The organism is Pedobacter frigiditerrae, from assembly GCF_032678705.1.
In the GTDB taxonomy this organism is placed as follows: domain Bacteria; phylum Bacteroidota; class Bacteroidia; order Sphingobacteriales; family Sphingobacteriaceae; genus Pedobacter; species Pedobacter frigiditerrae_A.
This window is the reverse complement of the sequence record NZ_JAVTSS010000001.1, coordinates 1,999,668-2,018,831: the sequence shown is the minus strand read 5'-3', so window position 1 is coordinate 2,018,831 and position 19,164 is coordinate 1,999,668. Positions and strand designations below refer to the sequence as shown.

Here is a 19,164-nt window from a genome sequence, read left to right as displayed (position 1 = left end):
AAGTATTAGTAAACTTGATAAAAGCAGTTCTAATAAGAGCTGCTTTTTTTTGTTTAATGATTGATGGACATCGGCCTGTTACGGCGGCATTATACGGCGAAATGCGTGTTTTCATCGGCAAAGACCAAAAAGTTACTAAGCACGATAAAAAGTTATCCGTACTTTTGTTGCGTGCTAAATCTAGCATCAATACTATTTTATTATCCATTATATGGCAAGACAAAAATTAAATAGCGGTAACGCAGCTGGTATCGAATTGCCCAAAGCAAAGTTGAATAGAGAGACCTTAAGCCATGTTGCAAAACTATTGAGTTACTTAAGGCCATACCGAGGAAAATTCATTGCCGCATTATTTTTTCTGTTGTTATCAAGTTTGGTCGGCTTGGCGTTTCCATCATTTGTTGGAGCGCTCATAGATACAGCTCAAGGCAAACGTACCAACGATTTTTTGCCAAGTACCATAACGGGCATATTGTTGTTGGCTTTTGTGGTATTGGTGTTTCAAGCTATTATTTCATTTTTTCGAATTTTATGGTTCGTGAGTGTTGGCGAGCGTGCCTTAGCTGATATTAGAAAAGATACCTATCTCAAATTGATTACACTTCCAATGGACTTCTTTTCAGGAAGAAGAGTAGGGGAACTTAACAGCAGAATTTCAGCAGACCTTTCGCAGGTACAAGATACACTCACTACCACCATTGCGGAGATGATTAGGCAGGCGGTACTGTTAGTAGGTGGCATCGTATTCATGTCTATTATTTCTAAAAAGCTTGTTTTCGCATTACTTATCGTTTTGCCCGTACTTATTGTTGCCGCTGTATTTTTCGGTAGATTCATCAAGAAAATTTCTCGGCAAGCGCAAGATAAATTGGCAGAATCTAACATCATTGTAGATGAAACGCTGATGGGTATTGCCAATGTAAAAGCTTTTGTTAACGAACCATTCGAGGCTGGACGATACAGCATGGCGATTCGTGAAGTAGCTAATATCGCCATAAAAGGAGCAAAGTTTAGGGGGATGTTTTCTTCATTTATCGTCTTATGTCTTTTCGGAGGTATTTTAGGGGTGATCGGATATGGCTGTATATTGGTAAGCAATGGGGAAATTACTTTCGGTCAGCTTTTACAATTTTCACTTTACGCTATGTTTTTAGCCAGTTCTCTGGGAAGTTTTCCGGAGATGTTTGCCAATATCCAGAAGACTGTAGGTGCGAGCGAAAGAGTATTGGAAATTTTAGCTGAGCAAGGCGAAGCGGTTTCTATTACCCATCATATTGACTATGTAGAACAAAAAATAGTTGGCGACTTAGCTTTTAAAAATATTTACTTTTCTTATCCTTCTAGACCAGAAGTAGCGGTTTTGAAAGACATTTCCTTTGAAGCCAAAGCTGGGGAAAGGGTAGCTATCGTAGGGCCAAGTGGCTCGGGCAAAACTACAACAGCCGCCTTGATTTTACAGTTCTATCATCCACAAGGTGGTGAAATAATGTTTGATGGCAAACCAGCTAGTGATTACGCTTTAACTGATATTCGTAATCAGGTAGCTATTGTGCCACAAGATGTGATGTTGTTTGGGGGTACAATTCTTGAAAATATCGCCTATGGCAGATTAAATGCTACTAAAGATGAAATCATGATCGCTGCTCAAAGAGCAAATGCACATCAGTTTATCACGTCATTCCCAGAGGGATATGAAACTATAGTCGGCGAACGTGGTGTAAAACTTTCTGGCGGACAAAGACAAAGGATAGCTATTGCGAGAGCCTTATTAAAGAACCCATCGATACTGATCCTTGATGAAGCGACATCGTCTTTAGATTCTGAGTCTGAAAGGTTGGTTCAGGAAGCTTTAGAGGAGCTCATGAAAGGACGTACTTCGATTATCATTGCACATAGACTATCTACCATTCGCGAAGCTCACAAGATCATTGTTATGGAAAAGGGTAGTATTATCGAATCGGGTACTCACAACGAACTGATGGAAAATGAGGAAGGACTTTATCGCTATTTAAGTGGTTTACAGTTTGAAATTAAATAAACCCATCCCAGTCAATCATAACAATGTTAACCTTGCTAAACTTTAACCCCTGTAGCATTTAACATTAAATTATGCAGTTCTGTGTTGCGAACAAAGGGTTTCATTAAGGTGCTACCTGGGCCATAAGCGGCCAGCTCTACATAATCTGCAGAATGCTCCATCGAACCCCAACCAATGGCAGTATAGTTTTCCTGTAGCTGTCCGAATAATTCGAATGGGAGCTTGCGATTGTTGTAAATGCCACCACCATCTAGTTTTTCATAATGCGCTAATAAACTTTTAGCCTCATCAGTAGTAATTGCATAACCTTGCGCTGCGGCTATCAAATCTATTAAGTTGCTTGTGCTGAAGCCAGGCTGAATTGAGTTTAAAATCCAATCGTTGCTATGTTTGAAGTTTTGTAGCATGTCGAACTTTTTATTGCTATCTGTATCTCCAAATAACCCCGGATTGCCATTGCCATGATCTGTTGTAATAATCACCAATGTGTTTTTATCAGCCTCTGCAAATTCGATTGCTTTTTCTACAGCCAAGTCGAACGCAATTTGATCGTAAAGTAAACCTGGTGCATCGTTTGAATGGGCAGCCCAATCTACTTTTCCGCCTTCTACTTGCAAAACAAATCCATTTTTGTTGTCTTTCATCAAATCTATAGCCTTAACAGTCATTTCTGCCAATGTTGGTACACGATCTTGAAGTGCAGTATCAGTTGCATGGTCAACACTAAAAGGAAGTGCATCTTCATCAAAAACCCCAAGAATTGGTTTGCTATTATTTAGATTAAGCATTTCTGCTTTCGAGCGAATAATTTGATAACCTGCTTCTTTAAATTTGCTGTACACATCAACCTTATCCTTTCTTTTGGTAGGGCTGAAATATTGATTGCCACCTCCCATCATCACATCAAATTGAAGCGGTAGATATTGTAAAGCGATTTCACTTTGGTCGCCACGAGAATTATTGGTGATACAAAAACCAGCAGGTGTGGCGTGGGTAATTGGAACTGTGGTTACACAACCTACTTTTTTACCAGCATTTTTAAATTTCTGCAGAATAGGGGTGTTGAAACTGCCATCGGCATTAGCATTTAACTTGCCATTGTTAACCCTCACACCACCTCCCCAAGCAGAACTTGAGGCAGCAGAATCCGTAACCATTGCATTTGCTGAAGCGGTATCCATAAAAGCCCTTACCACTTTGTTTTCCCTGTATAAGGAAATCCATTTGCTTTCACGATTTTCTTTTCTTTCTAAAAGTAAGTTGGCCATGTTTAAGGTGCCAGTACTCATGCCATCACTCACCATGAAAATAATGTTGGTAGCTGTACCCCAAGCTTTTTCTTCAGTTGGCGTAAGTATGGCTGCTGCGGAACTTAATGGGCTTAATAGTGAGGTGCCTAATACGGCTAAGGAACCTTTTTTGAAAAAATCTCTTCTGATCATGTTCCAAAATTAGGGTAGTGATATTAAGTGGGTGTTAATTGTAAGATTGGTTAAGGTTAAGTTTTTTGTGTTTTTTGGGGTATTTATGCTAAGTATCTTGCGAGAGTCGTCATGCTCAGCTTGTCCCGATAGCTATCGGGAGGGCACCGTAATGCGATTGCACAGCTGGTTGTTAATTCTTCGCTCTTCGTATCGCATTACGATTAGCTGCGCTAAGCCCTTCGGGGTTGTGACCTCACCCCCAACCCCTCTCCTTAAAGAGGGGGGAGTGCAAACTGCCTAACACACCACGTACGTCATGCTCAGCTTGTCCCGATAGCTATCGGGAGGGCATCGTAATGCGATTGCATAGCTGCATTAACTCTCGCTCCTTCGTATCGCATTACGATTCCCGTATGCACGGGAATGACGCCAACTATAAAAACGAGTTGTCATACTTATCGTCTAGGTCCAAACCTATCCCTTCAAATAATGCAAGCCCACGCAGCCAGATTTAAAAATCTTAACATCAGCTAGCTTTAAGTTGATGTTTTCTTGGAGTGTAATATCTTCTAACAGGTGTTTACCATTGCCTGCAATAATGGGATGGATCACAAAATAATACTCATCAATTAAACCGAGTACCATTAATTGCGAACGTAGGCTTACACCCCCAATAGAAATCTTCTTGCCTGATTCTTGTTTTAGTTTGATGATTTCAGCCTCAAGGTTATCACTGATAATCTTTGTATCTCCAGCAACATTTTTTAAGGTTTGAGAAACGATAATTTTATTGATGGCATTATGTCTTGCTGCAAATTCATTTGAGGCTTTTGTACCCGACTGTGTTTTTTCAACTTCCGGCCAATAAGGCATCATCAATTCGTAAGTTTTACGACCATAAACAATCAAGTCAACATCATCCATTTGATGGGTGAAATATTCATAAAGTTCCTCATCAGGATTAGCTTTGGTATGATCGCAATTGCCATCAATACTGATGTTCATTCCATAAATTACATTTCTCATCGCTCTTTTTTTGGCTAATCAACAATAATCAAATATAAAATACTTCGACAAACGGAGTAAGGTTTAAATAGGACAAAAAAAGAGGTGTTCGAGACAGAGGGGGAAACATAGATTACAGCTGTAATTAAAAATTACATTATCATAAAACTTTTTAAAGGGTTTTATGCTTATTGTCATATAGTTAACTACAAAGCTTCATCATTAAAATTTCAACGATGTTAAAAATCATAGGTATAAATCTATTAGTGTTTGTGATATATGGCTTGCTCATTATTTTAAACACATCTCCTTCAAATTTGGGATTTAGCATCGCCATTGGTATGGGTTTATGCATCTTTATTCAAGTGATGCTGAATGTAGTTGCAGGTGTTGTCTTTTTAATTATGGGCAAGCGAGAGCTGATGAAGTCATTTTTTATCAGTGCAGGTGTGTTGGTTCCAGTAGGATTTGTTACTTGGCTAATCTTGCTTAGTATTTATGGTTAGTTCTAAGATTTTGATGACTTTCAATCTTTCCAACTGACCCTTTTCCTTGATAATCAACTGTGCTTAGTATGTGCTTCACATGTGCTTAATGTGTGCTTTATCTATGGATGAAGAATGCCTAAGAAACTATAGAAGGATCAAGATCTAAATTGTGTTAATGGTGCAAAAATTAAATAATAAACCTAGTTCCGTCAGCTAAAGCATTCAGAAATACCGACATCTGGCAAACCAATGATACTAATGAACCAATGATACTAATGAACCAATGAACAGTTTATTTGCTTTAAAAACATAGCATTATAAAAACCGCTACTTTTTTCTTTATTTTCGCAGCAAATACCCATGAAAATGAAAAGAACTTTACTAACCATCTCACTTTGTGTTTTACTTTTAATTGCTAAAGCCCAAGAACGATCATTAACACTAGAAGCTAAAAGAAACGACAATAAGAGTATAGATTTTAATTTTATTAAGACAGATCCTGGCACCTATACAGTGGTGGTTAAATTTGCTTCACTTAGTAACGCCATGGATCCGGGGTCTTCATTTACAGCAAATGATTATAATGGTCGACTTTTTAATTTGACTCCAAGCAATAAGGAGCAAGGAGTTGGTTACGGCAGTTATACTACTTTCTATATACGTGGCAAATTAAACCCCAAATATAATCCGGGTTTAATTTACCTCTTGCCCTATAAGAATGAGGCAAAAGTACAGGTTGCTGAATCTGGGTTTTTAGGTGCTGCTTATTTTGGTAAAACTGCACCAGAAGATTGGAAGTCATATCGATTTTATACCGCCGAACAAGATACAGTAACCGCCATTAGAAAAGGATTAGTGGTTGAGGTTAAAGACTTATATGAAGCCGGTGGTGAGGATGTATCCTATACAAGTAGAACAAACGAACTAATCATTGAGCACCCAGATGGCACTTTGGCAACCTATAGAGGCTTTAAAAAAGGGAGTTTCGCAGTAAAGGTTGGTCAAACAGTATTTCCAGGGACTTCATTAGGCTTAAATAGTAAATATGATAGAAACGGGAAGTATAACGTTTCGATAATGATTACTTACCTCAAATCAGTGGATGTTGACAAAACGGATAATTCATCAACAAAATCAAAAAGCTATTATGGCTTTATTACTCCTCATTTTATGACAGCAGATAATGCCGATGAGGTGCTGGTTGCTCAAAAAGTATACATGGCTGGCTCAACACCTGAAGTGGTGCAAAAAGAAATGTCTAAAAGAGAACTGAAGCTTTTGTCTAAGCCAAAAAAGTAGTTTTAGCTATTCAATTAATCAAATGAAAATAACCAGAGCTAACCTTGAAGATGTTAAGGAACTAGATAAATTGGTGAACTCTGCCTATCGTGGCGAGGAATCTAAAAAGGGCTGGACAACTGAGGCTGAAATTCTTGACGGAATCAGGATCAATGAACAGGCATTGGAGCTCATGCTAGCCAAGCCAGAGGTGATGATTCTAAAGATTAATGATGAGAATGGTAAGATATTAGGTACTGTTTGTTTGGAGGTGAAATCTCGTGACCTTTACCTTGGTATGTTTGCAGTTTCTCCACTTTCCCAAGGCAATGGTATGGGTAAGTCGCTTTTAGTTGCTGCAGAGCAATATGGATTAGAAAATAATTGCACTAGGATAGTTATTTCTGTGATTAGTACAAGAGTAGAACTGATCAATTGGTACAGCCGCCATGGGTATGTGCCTACAGGAGGTGCTATTGCATTTGATGAGATTGACGGTAGGTTTGGTGATCCGAAAGTAGAGGAGATTAGTTTGATTGAAATGGAAAAGGTGATTAAGTCTTAATTTGAGAGATTCGTCATGCCAAGCTTTGGGGTTGTGACCTCATCCCCAACCCCTTCCGATAAATCGGAACAGGTCCTCCTTGAAGAGAGGGGAGTGCAAACTGGCTACCTACAAGTTGCGTAATTCCTTAACACACCCAGTCCGTCATTCCCTGCCTACCGCAGGCAGGCGACTTCGGAGGAATCTATGAGTTGACCCCCCTTTAGTAGTTTTTATGCTTCCTGTTTTTTCTTGAACTATGGTGTCCCCCTCTACGAGAGCCTGCTCCGATTTTATATCGGAGGGGTAAGGGGGAGGAATTATTTTGTTTGCCACGCTCTAGGCTTGCCTCGGTTAGCCACCGAATGGCTCTTTGTTTTTCACGAGTGTATATTTTAGGGGTGTTCAAGATTGCTTCGCAATATTCCTTGATGAAAAGAAGCAAAAATCTAGGCTGCACCAGCTTCGCTAAAAATCAAAGGTCAGAACCTAACCCTTCGACTACGCTCAGGGTGACAAATTCGGTACAGCTTTTATTTTTACAATCCCTTCCATTGATTTTCTTGACGTGAATCTGCTGAGGCCGCCCTCGTACTTGGGAAAGGGTTATGGGGTTTTGATGGGTTGCAGAGTTTCCTAACACACCCAGTCTGTCATTGTGAGGGTCGGTTCTTCACCGCCCGAAGCAATCTCCTTTGGTAGGTAACCGACTTTACTAATAATTTATTCCTCACGCTCTAGGCTTGCCTCGGTTCACCGCCACCGAGGGGCTCTTACGTTTTTCACGGTTGTATATTTTAGGGGTGTTCAAGATTGCTTCGCAATATTCCTTGATGAAAAGGTAACCAAAACCGAGCCCTTCAGCGAGCTCATTAATTCCATTAAAAACAACAACAACTCATTAATAAATCAAGGCTGTAAATGCCTAGTCGGATAAGTACGTCAATTGTCTTTATACCGCAAAATGAGCCATTTCGGTTGAAGGACCTCCAGTTTTTCGGTTGTAGTAGTTTTGTTTTTGCCCTCAAGATTGCTGCGCAATTCTCCATTTTGCTAATCTAACGCTAGAGAGAAATCATTTCTTTAAACAATTAACTACTTCTCCCTGCCTGCCGGCAGGCAGGCTTCCTATGCATTCAAGGCCGTCCTTGTACTTGGGAAAGAGTTGTGGGGTTTTGAGGGGTTGCGAAATCTCTAATACATCACGTCATTGCGAGGGTCGGTTCTTCACCGCCCGAAGCAATCTGCTAGAGCGGCGGGCCTTAAACATTCCCTAAAACCTTTAATTGTTAACCCTCAATAAAAAAATATAAAAATAAAAATGTTCAGTCTTTTTACATTTCAAAACCTAAAACCGCATTCACTCATTGCAAACAGCATTTGGGCTAAAAACACCATTACACCTCGAAGTTTTATCGTTTGTAAATCAATTATTTAATAGTTAAGTTTAGCATAACTATTTCAATTAATAGTTAACAAATTAACCCTCACGCTCCAAAAATTTATTGAAAACGCTCCTCCTCTTTATCATCAGTAGCTTGCTATTGTTTACTGCTCCACCACGCAAAACTGTTCCCTTTTCTGGACCAGTGGCAACCTGTTATGGCAACTCGCCTTGCAAAGCCTGCTCTAACTGTTCGGGTTGTAAATATTGCAACAATGGCGGAAGCTGTGGCATTTGTGCCAAACCCAAAACAACTACTACAAACAACTTAACTTCAAATACAAGCACTACTAAAACCAATGTTTATGTTGGACAATGTAAAGCACTCACCAAAAAAGGGGCGAGGTGTAAAAGAAGCGCTAGCAGTAATGGTTATTGTTGGCAACATGGGAAGTAGGATAGAATTAGGGGTGCAAATCCCAATTATAGGTAGACACGACAAATAAAACAAGACATTTGAAATATATTATTAACCAAAAAACAATAAAAATGTGGCCAAGAAATAGATATACAGGTTCAGGCGGTGGACTTTACACCGGCTCTGGAGGAGGAATGTACACAGGTTCAGGTGGTGGCGCTTATTCTGGTTCAGGAGGAGGAATGTATTCTGGCTCTGGAGGTGGTATGTATACAGGTTCAGGAGGAGGTTTGTACACCGGTTCAGGAGGAGGTTTGTACACCGGCTCTGGAGGAGGTTTGTACACTGGTTCTGGAGGAGGTTTGTATACTGGTTCTGGAGGTGGACTTTACCGAGGTTCTGGAGGTGGACTATATACTGGTTCAGATTCCAATCCTTACATGAGCAATTGGCCACCACCAAGAGTATTAATAGCAGAACTTCAAAAAAGAGGAATGAACAGTATTGTTGAATATATGCTTAGCCATGGATTTTTGGATGGTTGTTAATTTTTACTATTGAAGTTACACTAAGTTATTAATCTCAAAAGTATGAGAATTAATGATGTTTCATTAGAAAAGGTCAACTACGACTTCAATTAGCGAACGATGCTCTAAGTATTAGATATATAACAGAAAACTCTTTTTTAGCAACGGCGAAACATCTTTTAGGATGCCTGTATTAAGAAAAAATTATAAAGTGGCAATCTCTAAATTATCTTGATGTAATGGAAGATAAAAATATTAAGACACAAGCGACACGCTTGCGCTAGCGAGGTTGAGCGTAAGAACGAATATGTTACTCAACAAATAATTAAGACTATTGAATAATATGCATTATAGCAAAGAGTTTAATGAATTAATAGAAACAAGTATTGAGAGCTATCAATACATTGGTCTTGGAAATCCAAATGCTAAAATCTTAATAGTAGGAAAGGAAGCGGGAAGCCCTATCGGCGTAGAATCAACACATGGTGGTGGAACTGCTTGGAAAAATAAAGTTGATTATTCTACCCGATTTAAACCAATAGAAGACAACCTTAGAAGCAGAAGACATACTTGGCAAAAGTACCAGAAGCTTTATGAAATTATTTTGGATAAACTTAAAATTGAAGAAAAAGTACAAAAAGAAGAAGAGTACGAAATCACTTTTGTAGAAAATATTTTTACCACAGAATTAAGCAATTTACCAGCACCCAAAACTAGTGAAGCAAAGAAACAAGAGAACTTTAAAGCAGAATTAGAAAAACGGAAGGTTGTTTTTTGGAAGAGTGAGTTTATTAAGCAATTTCCCATTGTAATCATTGTTGCTCTAGATAATAAATATATTGAGACTTATAGCGGAGAAGTTTGTGAACTATTCGGTGTTAAATTCTCCCATCAAAATATTTGTGAAAGTTCAGACAAATGTTGGATTCATTACGCAGAAGAAAATAAAAAAGGTGTTTTACCAAAGATGGTAATACATGCTCGTCAGCTTACAAATGGCGCATCAAATGAATTATTAGATAAAATAGCAGAAGAAGTTAAAGAATTCATCGAAAGATATAGTCTTAATATCGTAGTGAAATAAAAAGTAACTTCAAATGCGCTAATAACTAAAACTAATATTTATCATAAAGCACTTACTAAAAAGAAGCAGAGTGTAAAAGTAGGGCTAGTAATAACGGGTATTGTTGGCAATATGGGAAGTAGAATTACGGAAAACCGTAAGGAATTGAACTCTGTATTTTGCTAGCTTGGCAATTTATAGACCTTAGTTAAAACAAAAAGATTCAAAGAATAAAAAATAGAGATCACAAGTTAGATACTAATGATTTTTACACATAGCTTCCAACGTATACTAATTGTACGAGGCGTTGCTATTTGGAAGCACTCTTACTAATCAATAATGCCGTATGATAAATAAAATCACGCTAAATAAAATAGCTAGTTATAAAAAACAAGCTGTTTTAGAAACTGACAAAAAGGTAAATTTGATCTATGGTCTAAATGGCTCAGGGAAAAGCACTTTTTCAAACTTATTCATCGACCGAAAAAACCCGAAATTTTCTGCTTGTAGCGTTGAAGGTATTCGTGATGATGATGATATCCACGTATATAATCAAAACTTTATATACAATAACTTTTTTGAGCCTGAAAACTTACAAGGAATATTTACTTTATCAAAAGAAAATAAAGAGGCAGAAATAAAAATTCAAAAAGCCACGAAAGAAATCTTAGCTAAAATTAGCTTAAAAGAAGATACTGAAAAAAAGCATCAACAATATCTTGATGTATTTAATGCTAGCCAACTTACTGCAAAAAATAAAATTTGGGAAATCAAAACAAAATACACTGGGGGTGATCGCGTGCTGGAGTTTTGTCTTGAAGGATTAAAAAGTGATGGTAACAAATTACTAAATTACGTAGACCTAATTCAAAAAACAGAAACAAAACCTACAATAACCATCGAAAAAATCAAAGAAGATGTTCATTTTTTGACAAGTGATGATGCGAAAATTCTAGATAAACTTCCATTGGTGAATTTCACTGCTTTTGACATTGAAAACCAAGAACTTTTAGTAAAAGAAATAGTAGGAAATAAGAATAGCTCAGTAGCTGGCCTTATTGATAAATTAGGCAACTCTGATTGGGTAAAGGATGGCCTTAATTTTTTAAATCTCGAAGAAGAACAATCAAACAATATCTGCCCCTTTTGTCAAGAAAAAACAATCACAGAAAAACTCATCTCCGAAATAAAATTATATTTTGATGAAGCATATGAAAGAGATATCAATTCGATAAAGGAATTTTTGGAAGCCTATAATCTTGGAATTAGGGGGATTCCTAAAAAAAATGACTATCTGTTAAATCCAATGTTAGACTCCAAAAAGAAGGATTTCGAAATCAAATATAACGAGGTTGCAAAAGTTATAGGCGATAACAGAAAACTTCTAGAGGAAAAAATCAAGTCACCAAGCGTATCTGTTAAACTAATCAATTCTAAAACTAAGGTCGAAGCGTTAGAAAAATTAATCCAAGAAGTGAATGAACTCATTGAAATTCACAACAAAAGAATGGAGAACAAACCTTCAGCTTTTGAGAAAATTAAAACAGCTTTCTGGGAGTTAATGAGATGGGACTATGATTCTGCGATTTCAGCATTTCAATTGGAAAAAGAGAAAGCAAATACTGAATCAGTATCATTTAACGAAAAAATAGCCAATCTAGGGGGTGAGATAAGAGAACAACAAAATTTAATAGCAGAACAACAAAAACATACAGTAAATATTGAAGAAGCAATAACAAGTATTAATAACAGTCTTTTAATGCTTGGTATCGACGATTTTAGCATAAAGAAACATTCAGATGTGTTATACAAAATAATAAGAAATGATGATGATGCAAGAATCTTTCAAACTCTGAGCGAAGGGGAAAAAATGATAATTAGCTTTCTCTATTTCATTGAACAGTGTAGAGGTAAGAAAAGTGCTTTGGAAGCAAATAAAAATAAATTAATCATTATTGATGATCCTATTTCGAGTTTATCGCACATTTATGTATTCAACATAGGTAGATTAATCAAAAATGAATTTTTAAAAAGTGATAAATATGAGCAAATTTTTATTTTGACTCATAGTTTGTATTTTTTTTATGAGCTGACAGATACAAACAAGGAAAGGCGTAAAGACGAACAGAAGCTATTTAGACTTCGAAAAAATACTGCTGGAACTGAAATATTAGAAATGAGTTATGAAGAGATTCAGAATGATTATCATTCTTATTGGTTAATCATAAAAGATGAACAACAGCCACCTGCCTTAATAGCAAATTGTATGAGAAATATCATTGAGTATTTCTATAATTTCGTTGAAAAGCAAGATTTAAATAATGTCTTTCAGAAACCAAAACTTCAAGAGAATAAGTTTGATGCTTTCAATCGTTTTATAAATCGTGAATCACATTCTCTAGGCCAAAATATCTTCGATTATAAGGAATTTAATTATGACGATTTTAAAGATGCTTTCAAGTTGGTGTTTGTCGAAACTGGTTATGAGAAACACTACAACAAAATGATATTGAAGTAAATAAATTACTATGAAGAATGTTAAAGATTGTCAGTTATAATGAACGTAAGAAATGGACTTCCAAGAATTTAGTGATTATCAAAAAAGCCTGTTACCTTTTGGGCAGCCCATCGTTACAGCTGATAATCTGATGCATTTTGAATTCAATGATGATTACAGAGACTCCCTCTTGGCTACTGCAGAATTTTATCTACAAGCCATAGAACATCATAAAGTTTACCTTAAAATCCCATTAGGACTGATCTTCAGCTCGGAAATTAGTGAAAACGCAAAAGCAGGTGTTCATGAAGGAAGGGGATTAATTGTCTGGAACGGGGGGTTGCTAATAAAACAAATAAAGTTAAAGGAAAAAGAAGCCAAAATAAAATACGCCATTGAACAAACTGAACTTGCTGATTTTCTGAGCCAACTAGATAATCCTCCATCTACTCTGTTTTTTCAGTCGCTACAGCACTTTACGTTCTACCACGAATTTGCACACGTCATTCAACTGCAGGAAAAGGGTGGGATGGAAATTATGCTCAGTCCACAACAGAATGAATATGATGTTAACAAACATTTACTTGAACTCAATGCTGACGAGTTCTCAGCACTTTTGCTGAGCTCTCACATTGAACAATATGCGATGGGAATGTTTGGCAAAGTTGACAAGGAAAATCTGAGCAAATTGCTGTCACTTTTCCTTGTCCCCATTTTAACCGAAAGCATCTCAATTTATCCGGATGACCTGACAGATTTTAATATGGAAAAAGGTAGCCACCCACATCCGATGGTAAGATTGTTGCATACAGTCATAAGCATGATCGAGGCCCTCAATCAAAGACACGTTAAGGGATTTAAACTCAACTCAAAGGAAATTCTAATACAAACAATGGAAGTGGCCTCTCAGCTGACCAAGTTAGATTTGATGACTCTTTGGAAAGACAATCTTAAACCAATAATGGCTTATTTTAATATAATGAAAGATAGTCCATTTCCTGAAGGCTATATAGATCCGATTGATAAGTGGAATGAAGAAATTCAGGCACGTCAAAATCTTGCCTAAGAATTTAGCCTCATTAGGCCACGGATTTTAGATAGCAGAAATAGTTACTTGAAAAATCCAATATTCAACTTTTTCATTTGTAAGATTTTTTTTTTAAAATCCCCGTCTAGCGCAAACATCCGTGCTTGTACTCAAAGCAGGCTGGGTAAAGCAATTTGGCACGATGAACAGATATCTCGTCGCTGCTCTCTGTCGATATGACGCTTCGATAAAATGGTCTCCTACAAAAACTTCAACCTACCCACTCGAATCCCTCACCACCAACGTACTCTGTATCATAAAATCTTCCTTCACTAAACTAAAATTTCTATTCTCTAGTGCTTTAAACAGCAATGTTGCTGCCATTTTACCCATTTCGAATGCTGGTTGGGTAATGGTAGTGAGCGAAGGATTAAGGATAGCTGCAATCTCTAGGTTAGAGAAAGAAACAATTTTTAAATCTTCGGGTACTTTGATTTGCAAATCTTTGCAGGCGGTGTAAATAGGAGTGGTTAGTTTTTCTACCGAAGCTACAATGCCATTGGGTTTGTTTTTCTGTTGCAGTAGCTTTTTAATCAGCAGGTAGTTTTGTTCAGGGTCATTGGTACAGTCCACGATGTAATTTTGGTCGACCTTGATGTTATGATCTTCCAATGCTTTGAGGTAACCTTCCAATCTTTTATTGCTGATAGACAGACTTTTTGAGATGCTTAAAAAAGCAATGCGGTCGGCCTTTTGTTGGATGAGGTGTTCGGTTGCTGTATAGGCACTTTCGAAATCATCCGTTGTAATTTTAGCCGTTTCTACATCATCGCAAGCACGATCGAAAAATACGATGGGTAAACCATTTGTAATCAAATCGCTGATGTGACTGCAATTGGTGGTTTCTGTAGAAACTGATAGGAGTACGCCATCAACTCTTCCCCCTTGAAACTCTTTTAAAATGGTTTTCTCGTTTTCGTAACTTTCATGGGTTAGGCAAATGAGTACATGATAACCCTTTGTTTTGGCTACCGATTCGATGCCGTTAATGGCCAAAGAGAAAAAGCTATCTGCTACTTCGGGGATCACGACGGCAATGTTTTTACTTTTTCTGCCTCGTAAACTGCTGGCATAGGGGTTGGGCACATAATTCAGCCTTGCTGCTGTTTCCAGTACCCGTTGTTTGGTTTCTTCGCTTATTTCGTAACTGTCATTTAAAGCCTTTGATACTGTAGAAACTGAGAGGTTCAGTTCTTGTGCCAATGCTTTAATGTTGATGTGTTTCATTGAGGGGATTTGGTGCTACAACTTACGAAATTTCCTTATCATTTGACTAATTTACGAAAACGGTTTCGTAAATAAATGCCTAACGTTTAGCTACAACCAATTGAAAAAAACTTCAAATTAGATATAACCAAATATAATACCTGATGGAATTATCTCAAAACAAATTAGGCGATAAGGAAGCAAATCCGTTAAACAATCTCGAAGAATGGGAGGACGATTTATTGCAGCGTTATCCTGATCCGGATAGCATCGCCACTGCGAAAAAAACAGAAGAATACCGTACTTATGATGAAAATACCAAAGATCATGTGCGTGAGTTTTATCGCATTAACCATACTTACCAAACCTATGAGTTTGTACAGGAAAAGCGCAACAACTATTTAAAGTTCGATAAAAAGGAAATGCCTATTTGGGATGCCTTTCAATTTTTAAATCAGTTGGTAGATGATTCTGATCCCGATACAGATTTAGACCAGTTTCAGCACTTGCTGCAAACTTCTGAAGCAATTCGTAGGGATGGTCACCCAGATTGGATGGTGTTGGTAGGTTTAATGCATGACATGGGCAAAGTGTTGTGTTTATTTGGCGAACCGCAATGGGCAGTGGTAGGTGATACTTTCCCAGTAGGTTGTGCTTTCTCTGACAAAATTGTCTATTCAGAATTCTTTAAAAACAATCCAGATTATACCAATCCGAAATACAATACCAAGTTAGGCGTGTATGAAGAAGGCTGTGGCTTGCGCAATGTAACCATGTCATGGGGACATGATGAATATGTTTACCACATGCTTAAAGGTCGTATACCAGAGGGAGGATTGTATATGTTGAGGTATCACTCATTTTATTCATGGCATAGAGAAGGGCAGTATGATTACCTATTAGATGATCACGATCGTGAAATGCTGAAATGGGTAGAGCTGTTTAACCCTTACGATTTGTATTCTAAAAATCCAGAACCACCAGATTGGACTAAATTACGACCATATTATGAAGACTTAGTTGCCAAATACATGCCGGCAACGCTGAAGTTTTAATTAACCAAAAGTTAATATTGATAGTACATTGTAGATGACATTGAATGATATTTTTGCGTCGTCTAAAACCTTTTACGTGTTCAATTTTAATTTAAATCATTAAACCCAAAACAAACTATATGAACAAAATTTACTCTCATCATTTACAGCGTTGCCTAAAATTATTTGCAGCGGCGCTAATGATCTGCTGTTGTTTTTTCTCTCCAGAAAGAACATTTGCTATGACTAGCACGGCAAGCATCATCAAACTAAAAACAATTACAGGAAAAATTGTAGATGCCCAAGATGGGATGCCATTGCCAGGCGCAGGGGTCTCGGTTAAAGGCGGTTCACAATCTGCCACTACAGATGGAAATGGAAATTATACCATCGCTGTTCCTGATGAAAATTCGATTTTAGTAGTTAGCTATGTTGGTTATGTGACCCAAGAAATATTGGTAGGGAACAGAACCAAAATAGACATTTCTTTAAAAGGGAACGCTACAGATTTATCGCAAGTGGTAGTTGTAGGTTACGGTACGCAGAATAAAAAAGATGTTACTGGATCTGTGAAATCAATAAAAAGTGAGGATTTTAACAAGGGAATCATCACGTCTCCGCAACAATTGCTACAAGGAAAGGTATCTGGTGTGAACGTAACTTCTGCTAGTGGCGAACCTGGGGGTAGCATGGGTGTAGTGATTAGAGGGTCTGGTGGCGTAAGATCAGGAAGTAGTCCGTTGTATGTAATTGATGGTTTACCGTTAGACAATTCGAATACTGGTAGTGGTGATCCACTTACTTTTATCAATCCGCAGGATATCGAATCAATTGATGTATTGAAAGATGCATCAGCGACTGCTATTTACGGATCTCGTGGTGCGAATGGCGTAATTATCGTAACCACAAAAAGGGGCAAAGCTGGTACTTCGACATTAAATGTTGCCACAAGCTTAGGTGTTTCAAAATTAGCTAGGGCATTGCCACTTTTAACCGCAGATGAATTTCGTGTAGAGGTGCCAAAAACTGGTGCAGTTTTAGATGATAAAGGCGGGAATACCGATTGGCAGAAAGAAGCCATGAGGACTGCCTACACTCAGAATTACAATTTAAATCTGGGTGGCGGAGCTGACAAGTTAGCTTACTTCGCTTCTATCGGTGCGCAAAAACAAGAAGGTATCATCAAGAAAAATGATTTGAACAAGTATTCTGGAAGATTTAATGTAACGCAGAAATTCTTAGATGATCGATTAATATTAGACATGAACGTGAATGTGGCGAATACCAAGCAAACACGTCCACCAATTAGCACTATTTTAGCAAACGTTGTTACTAATAACCCTACCTATCCTGCTAAGGATGCTAATGGTAATCCAATTGCTAGCTTAGTTGTTCCCAATCCAGCGTTTTATTTCGATTTTGAAAAGGAAACCACGGTTTTGAATCGCGTAATCGGCAATGTTTCTCCTTCTTTGAGGCTTATAAAAGGTCTTGTTTATAAGGCAAACTTAGGCATTGATAATTCGACAGCAACTCGTGATGCATTGAACATGCCAAATCCTATCACCACTCGTGAGAGTAGATTAGAAACTTTCAACAACATCAATAAAAACACATTGATCGAAAATTACCTGACCTACAACTGGGCTAATACAAAGCATAATATATCTGCCTTAGCTGGTCATTCTTATCAAAGGATTTTTGTTCAGCAGAGAAACACAAGTATCAATAGATTTGTAAATGGTGGTATTGATCCTATTTACAATCCTGGAGTTGGACAAGATTTAACTTTGGCGAATAACCGTCCGGGTGGTTTTGCATTCATCAATGAGTTACAATCATTTTTCGGTAGGGTAACTTATCAATTTAATAATAAATACTTGTTTACTGCTAATTTCAGGGCTGATGGTTCATCTAAGTTTGGTGCGAATAACAAGTATGGTTATTTCCCTTCTTTCTCGGCAGGTTGGAAAATCTCTGAAGAAGAATTCATGAAGAACTCGATATTCAGCAACTTGAAATTAAGAGCAGGCTATGGTGTAACTGGTAATCAGGAAATTCCACCTAAAATTACACAAGCGTTGTTTAGTTCATTAGCTGCTTCAGGTTATCCGCTTTATCCAACGGGTGCTTATCCGGCAGGTACCACTTATACAAGATTGGCTAATCCTGATATCCAGTGGGAAACTTCAAAACAAACAGATATAGGTCTTGATTTTGGTTTATTCAAAGGAGCGTTAACTGGTACAATTGATGTATTTAGAAAAGTATCAGGTAACATTTTATTACAGGTAATTCCTGCAGATCCGATTCAACCAGCACCAGAGGTTTGGGGTAATGTTGAGGACATGACGGTAACCAACAAGGGTATCGAATTCGAATTAGACTATAGACATAAGGCAGACAATGGTTTTACTTACAACATTGGCGGTAACATTACCTATTCTAAAAACAAAGTTGAAAACTCGCCATATACGGTTATCCCTGCTGGGTCTGTAGGCGGAGCTGGTCTTACTGGGCAAACCATTAATGGCTATGTAAATAATCAACCTATCGGAACGTTCTTTATGAGAGAGTACCTTGGCATTGGTGCCAATGGTTTAAGTATTTATCGTGACCTAGATGGCGATAATTTGAGTACTGACAAGGATAGGGTTTCTGCAGGTACAGCATTACCAACTACAGTTTATAGCTTCTATGCTAGTGCTGCCTACAAAGGTTTTGATTTGAGTGTTAATTTTAATGGCGTAGCCGGAAATAAAGTTTATGACTATACCCATAACCAGAGTTTCTCGAAATTGAATTTATCAAGAAATGCTAATACAACAAGAGAGGCTATCGCAGAAGCAACAGAATCAATCAACAATAATAATTTCGTGAGTACCAGATATCTTAAAAGCGGTGCTTTCTTAAGATTGAACAACCTTGCTTTAGGTTATAGTTTAAATACCAAGGATTTAGGAATTAACAAATGGTTCTCTACTATTCGTTTATCGGTTACCGGACAGAATCTTTTTGTAATTACTGATTATCCTGGTTACGACCCTGAAGTAAATATAGATAGGTCAATTGGTGGGGTATCGTCTTACGGTATTGATTACCTAAGTTATCCAAAAGCGAAATCGTTCATTTTTGGTCTAAACTTCTCATTTTAAGTTTTAAATTTTACAG

The 19,164-nt window shown here is 37.5% G+C and carries 15 protein-coding genes; 11 read left to right on the top strand and 4 right to left on the bottom strand.

Annotated elements, in window-relative coordinates; translation table 11 throughout:
• Positions 1 to 211: 211 nt before the first annotated feature.
• The gene (locus R2Q59_RS07935; RefSeq protein WP_316785001.1) at positions 212 to 2,038 is read left to right on the top strand and encodes an ABC transporter ATP-binding protein; all 1,827 of its coding nucleotides are present in this window, start codon (positions 212 to 214) and stop codon (positions 2,036 to 2,038) included.
• A gap of 35 nt (positions 2,039 to 2,073) precedes the next feature.
• On the opposite strand, the gene R2Q59_RS07930 is transcribed toward R2Q59_RS07935, so the two are convergent.
• Both R2Q59_RS07930 and R2Q59_RS07925 read right to left on the bottom strand, forming a co-directional pair.
• Complete coding sequence (locus R2Q59_RS07930; protein WP_316784998.1) at positions 2,074 to 3,480, bottom strand: alkaline phosphatase; 1,407 nt, start codon at positions 3,478 to 3,480, stop codon at positions 2,074 to 2,076.
• Between the two features lie 456 nt (positions 3,481 to 3,936).
• Positions 3,937 to 4,488, bottom strand: coding sequence for a dihydrofolate reductase family protein (locus R2Q59_RS07925; protein ID WP_316784996.1), 552 nt, complete (start codon positions 4,486 to 4,488; stop codon positions 3,937 to 3,939).
• Between the two features lie 215 nt (positions 4,489 to 4,703).
• On the opposite strand from R2Q59_RS07925, the gene R2Q59_RS07920 reads away from it, so the two are divergent.
• The 3 genes from R2Q59_RS07920 (at position 4,704) to R2Q59_RS07910 (ending at position 6,798) form a co-directional block, all read left to right on the top strand.
• Positions 4,704 to 4,973, top strand: coding sequence for a hypothetical protein (locus R2Q59_RS07920; RefSeq protein WP_316767625.1), 270 nt, complete (start codon positions 4,704 to 4,706; stop codon positions 4,971 to 4,973).
• Between the two features lie 348 nt (positions 4,974 to 5,321).
• Positions 5,322 to 6,254: a hypothetical protein gene (locus R2Q59_RS07915; RefSeq protein WP_316784994.1), complete on the top strand. Its 933-nt coding sequence runs from the start codon at positions 5,322 to 5,324 to the stop codon at positions 6,252 to 6,254.
• Between the two features lie 22 nt (positions 6,255 to 6,276).
• Complete coding sequence (locus R2Q59_RS07910) at positions 6,277 to 6,798, top strand: GNAT family N-acetyltransferase (protein WP_316784992.1); 522 nt, start codon at positions 6,277 to 6,279, stop codon at positions 6,796 to 6,798.
• A 1,579-nt stretch (positions 6,799 to 8,377) separates the two neighbouring features.
• Here R2Q59_RS07910 and R2Q59_RS07905 read toward each other — a convergent pair.
• Positions 8,378 to 8,509 (bottom strand): hypothetical protein, encoded by a 132-nt coding sequence (locus tag R2Q59_RS07905; RefSeq protein WP_316784990.1) that lies wholly within the window; start codon positions 8,507 to 8,509, stop codon positions 8,378 to 8,380.
• On the opposite strand from R2Q59_RS07905, the gene R2Q59_RS20585 reads away from it, so the two are divergent.
• The 5 genes from R2Q59_RS20585 (at position 8,454) to R2Q59_RS07880 (ending at position 13,732) form a co-directional block, all read left to right on the top strand.
• Positions 8,454 to 8,618 carry a DUF5763 domain-containing protein gene (locus R2Q59_RS20585; protein ID WP_410478918.1) on the top strand — a complete coding sequence of 55 codons (165 nt, stop codon included), beginning with the start codon at positions 8,454 to 8,456 and terminating at the stop codon, positions 8,616 to 8,618. The genes R2Q59_RS07905 and R2Q59_RS20585 overlap by 56 nt on opposite strands.
• 92 nt (positions 8,619 to 8,710) lie before the next feature.
• On the top strand, positions 8,711 to 9,127 hold the full coding sequence (locus R2Q59_RS07895; RefSeq protein WP_316784987.1) for a hypothetical protein: 417 nt from the start codon (positions 8,711 to 8,713) through the stop codon (positions 9,125 to 9,127).
• A 322-nt stretch (positions 9,128 to 9,449) separates the two neighbouring features.
• Positions 9,450 to 10,190 (top strand): hypothetical protein, encoded by a 741-nt coding sequence (locus R2Q59_RS07890; protein ID WP_316784985.1) that lies wholly within the window; start codon positions 9,450 to 9,452, stop codon positions 10,188 to 10,190.
• Positions 10,191 to 10,515: 325 nt separating this feature from the next.
• Entirely contained in the window at positions 10,516 to 12,687 is a 2,172-nt protein-coding gene (locus tag R2Q59_RS07885; RefSeq protein ID WP_316784984.1) for an AAA family ATPase, read from the top strand.
• A gap of 52 nt (positions 12,688 to 12,739) precedes the next feature.
• Positions 12,740 to 13,732: a hypothetical protein gene (locus tag R2Q59_RS07880; protein WP_316784982.1), complete on the top strand. Its 993-nt coding sequence runs from the start codon at positions 12,740 to 12,742 to the stop codon at positions 13,730 to 13,732.
• A 237-nt stretch (positions 13,733 to 13,969) separates the two neighbouring features.
• Here the strand turns inward: R2Q59_RS07880 and R2Q59_RS07875 are convergent, their stop codons facing one another.
• A complete protein-coding gene (locus R2Q59_RS07875; protein ID WP_316784981.1) occupies positions 13,970 to 14,980 on the bottom strand; it encodes a LacI family DNA-binding transcriptional regulator in 1,011 nt (336 codons plus the stop codon).
• 143 nt (positions 14,981 to 15,123) lie between these two features.
• Between R2Q59_RS07875 and R2Q59_RS07870 the strand changes: the two genes are divergently transcribed.
• Together R2Q59_RS07870 and R2Q59_RS07865 are read left to right on the top strand one after the other, a co-directional pair.
• Positions 15,124 to 16,014: an inositol oxygenase family protein gene (locus R2Q59_RS07870; RefSeq protein WP_316784979.1), complete on the top strand. Its 891-nt coding sequence runs from the start codon at positions 15,124 to 15,126 to the stop codon at positions 16,012 to 16,014.
• A 119-nt stretch (positions 16,015 to 16,133) separates the two neighbouring features.
• Positions 16,134 to 19,148 carry a TonB-dependent receptor gene (locus R2Q59_RS07865; RefSeq protein WP_316784977.1) on the top strand — a complete coding sequence of 1,005 codons (3,015 nt, stop codon included), beginning with the start codon at positions 16,134 to 16,136 and terminating at the stop codon, positions 19,146 to 19,148.
• Positions 19,149 to 19,164: the final 16 nt, after the last annotated feature.

Coding starts and splice junctions, on each gene's coding strand:
- R2Q59_RS07880 (WP_316784982.1), top strand. CDS start 12,740: ATGGACTTCCAAGAATTTAGTGATTATCAAAAAAGCCTGTTACCTTTT.
- R2Q59_RS07885 (WP_316784984.1), top strand. CDS start 10,516: ATGATAAATAAAATCACGCTAAATAAAATAGCTAGTTATAAAAAACAA.
- R2Q59_RS07930 (WP_316784998.1), bottom strand. CDS start 3,480: ATGATCAGAAGAGATTTTTTCAAAAAAGGTTCCTTAGCCGTATTAGGC.
- R2Q59_RS07935 (WP_316785001.1), top strand. CDS start 212: ATGGCAAGACAAAAATTAAATAGCGGTAACGCAGCTGGTATCGAATTG.
- R2Q59_RS07915 (WP_316784994.1), top strand. CDS start 5,322: ATGAAAAGAACTTTACTAACCATCTCACTTTGTGTTTTACTTTTAATT.
- R2Q59_RS07910 (WP_316784992.1), top strand. CDS start 6,277: ATGAAAATAACCAGAGCTAACCTTGAAGATGTTAAGGAACTAGATAAA.
- R2Q59_RS07895 (WP_316784987.1), top strand. CDS start 8,711: ATGTGGCCAAGAAATAGATATACAGGTTCAGGCGGTGGACTTTACACC.
- R2Q59_RS07890 (WP_316784985.1), top strand. CDS start 9,450: ATGCATTATAGCAAAGAGTTTAATGAATTAATAGAAACAAGTATTGAG.
- R2Q59_RS07865 (WP_316784977.1), top strand. CDS start 16,134: ATGAACAAAATTTACTCTCATCATTTACAGCGTTGCCTAAAATTATTT.
- R2Q59_RS07920 (WP_316767625.1), top strand. CDS start 4,704: ATGTTAAAAATCATAGGTATAAATCTATTAGTGTTTGTGATATATGGC.
- R2Q59_RS07875 (WP_316784981.1), bottom strand. CDS start 14,980: ATGAAACACATCAACATTAAAGCATTGGCACAAGAACTGAACCTCTCA.
- R2Q59_RS07925 (WP_316784996.1), bottom strand. CDS start 4,488: ATGAGAAATGTAATTTATGGAATGAACATCAGTATTGATGGCAATTGC.
- R2Q59_RS07870 (WP_316784979.1), top strand. CDS start 15,124: ATGGAATTATCTCAAAACAAATTAGGCGATAAGGAAGCAAATCCGTTA.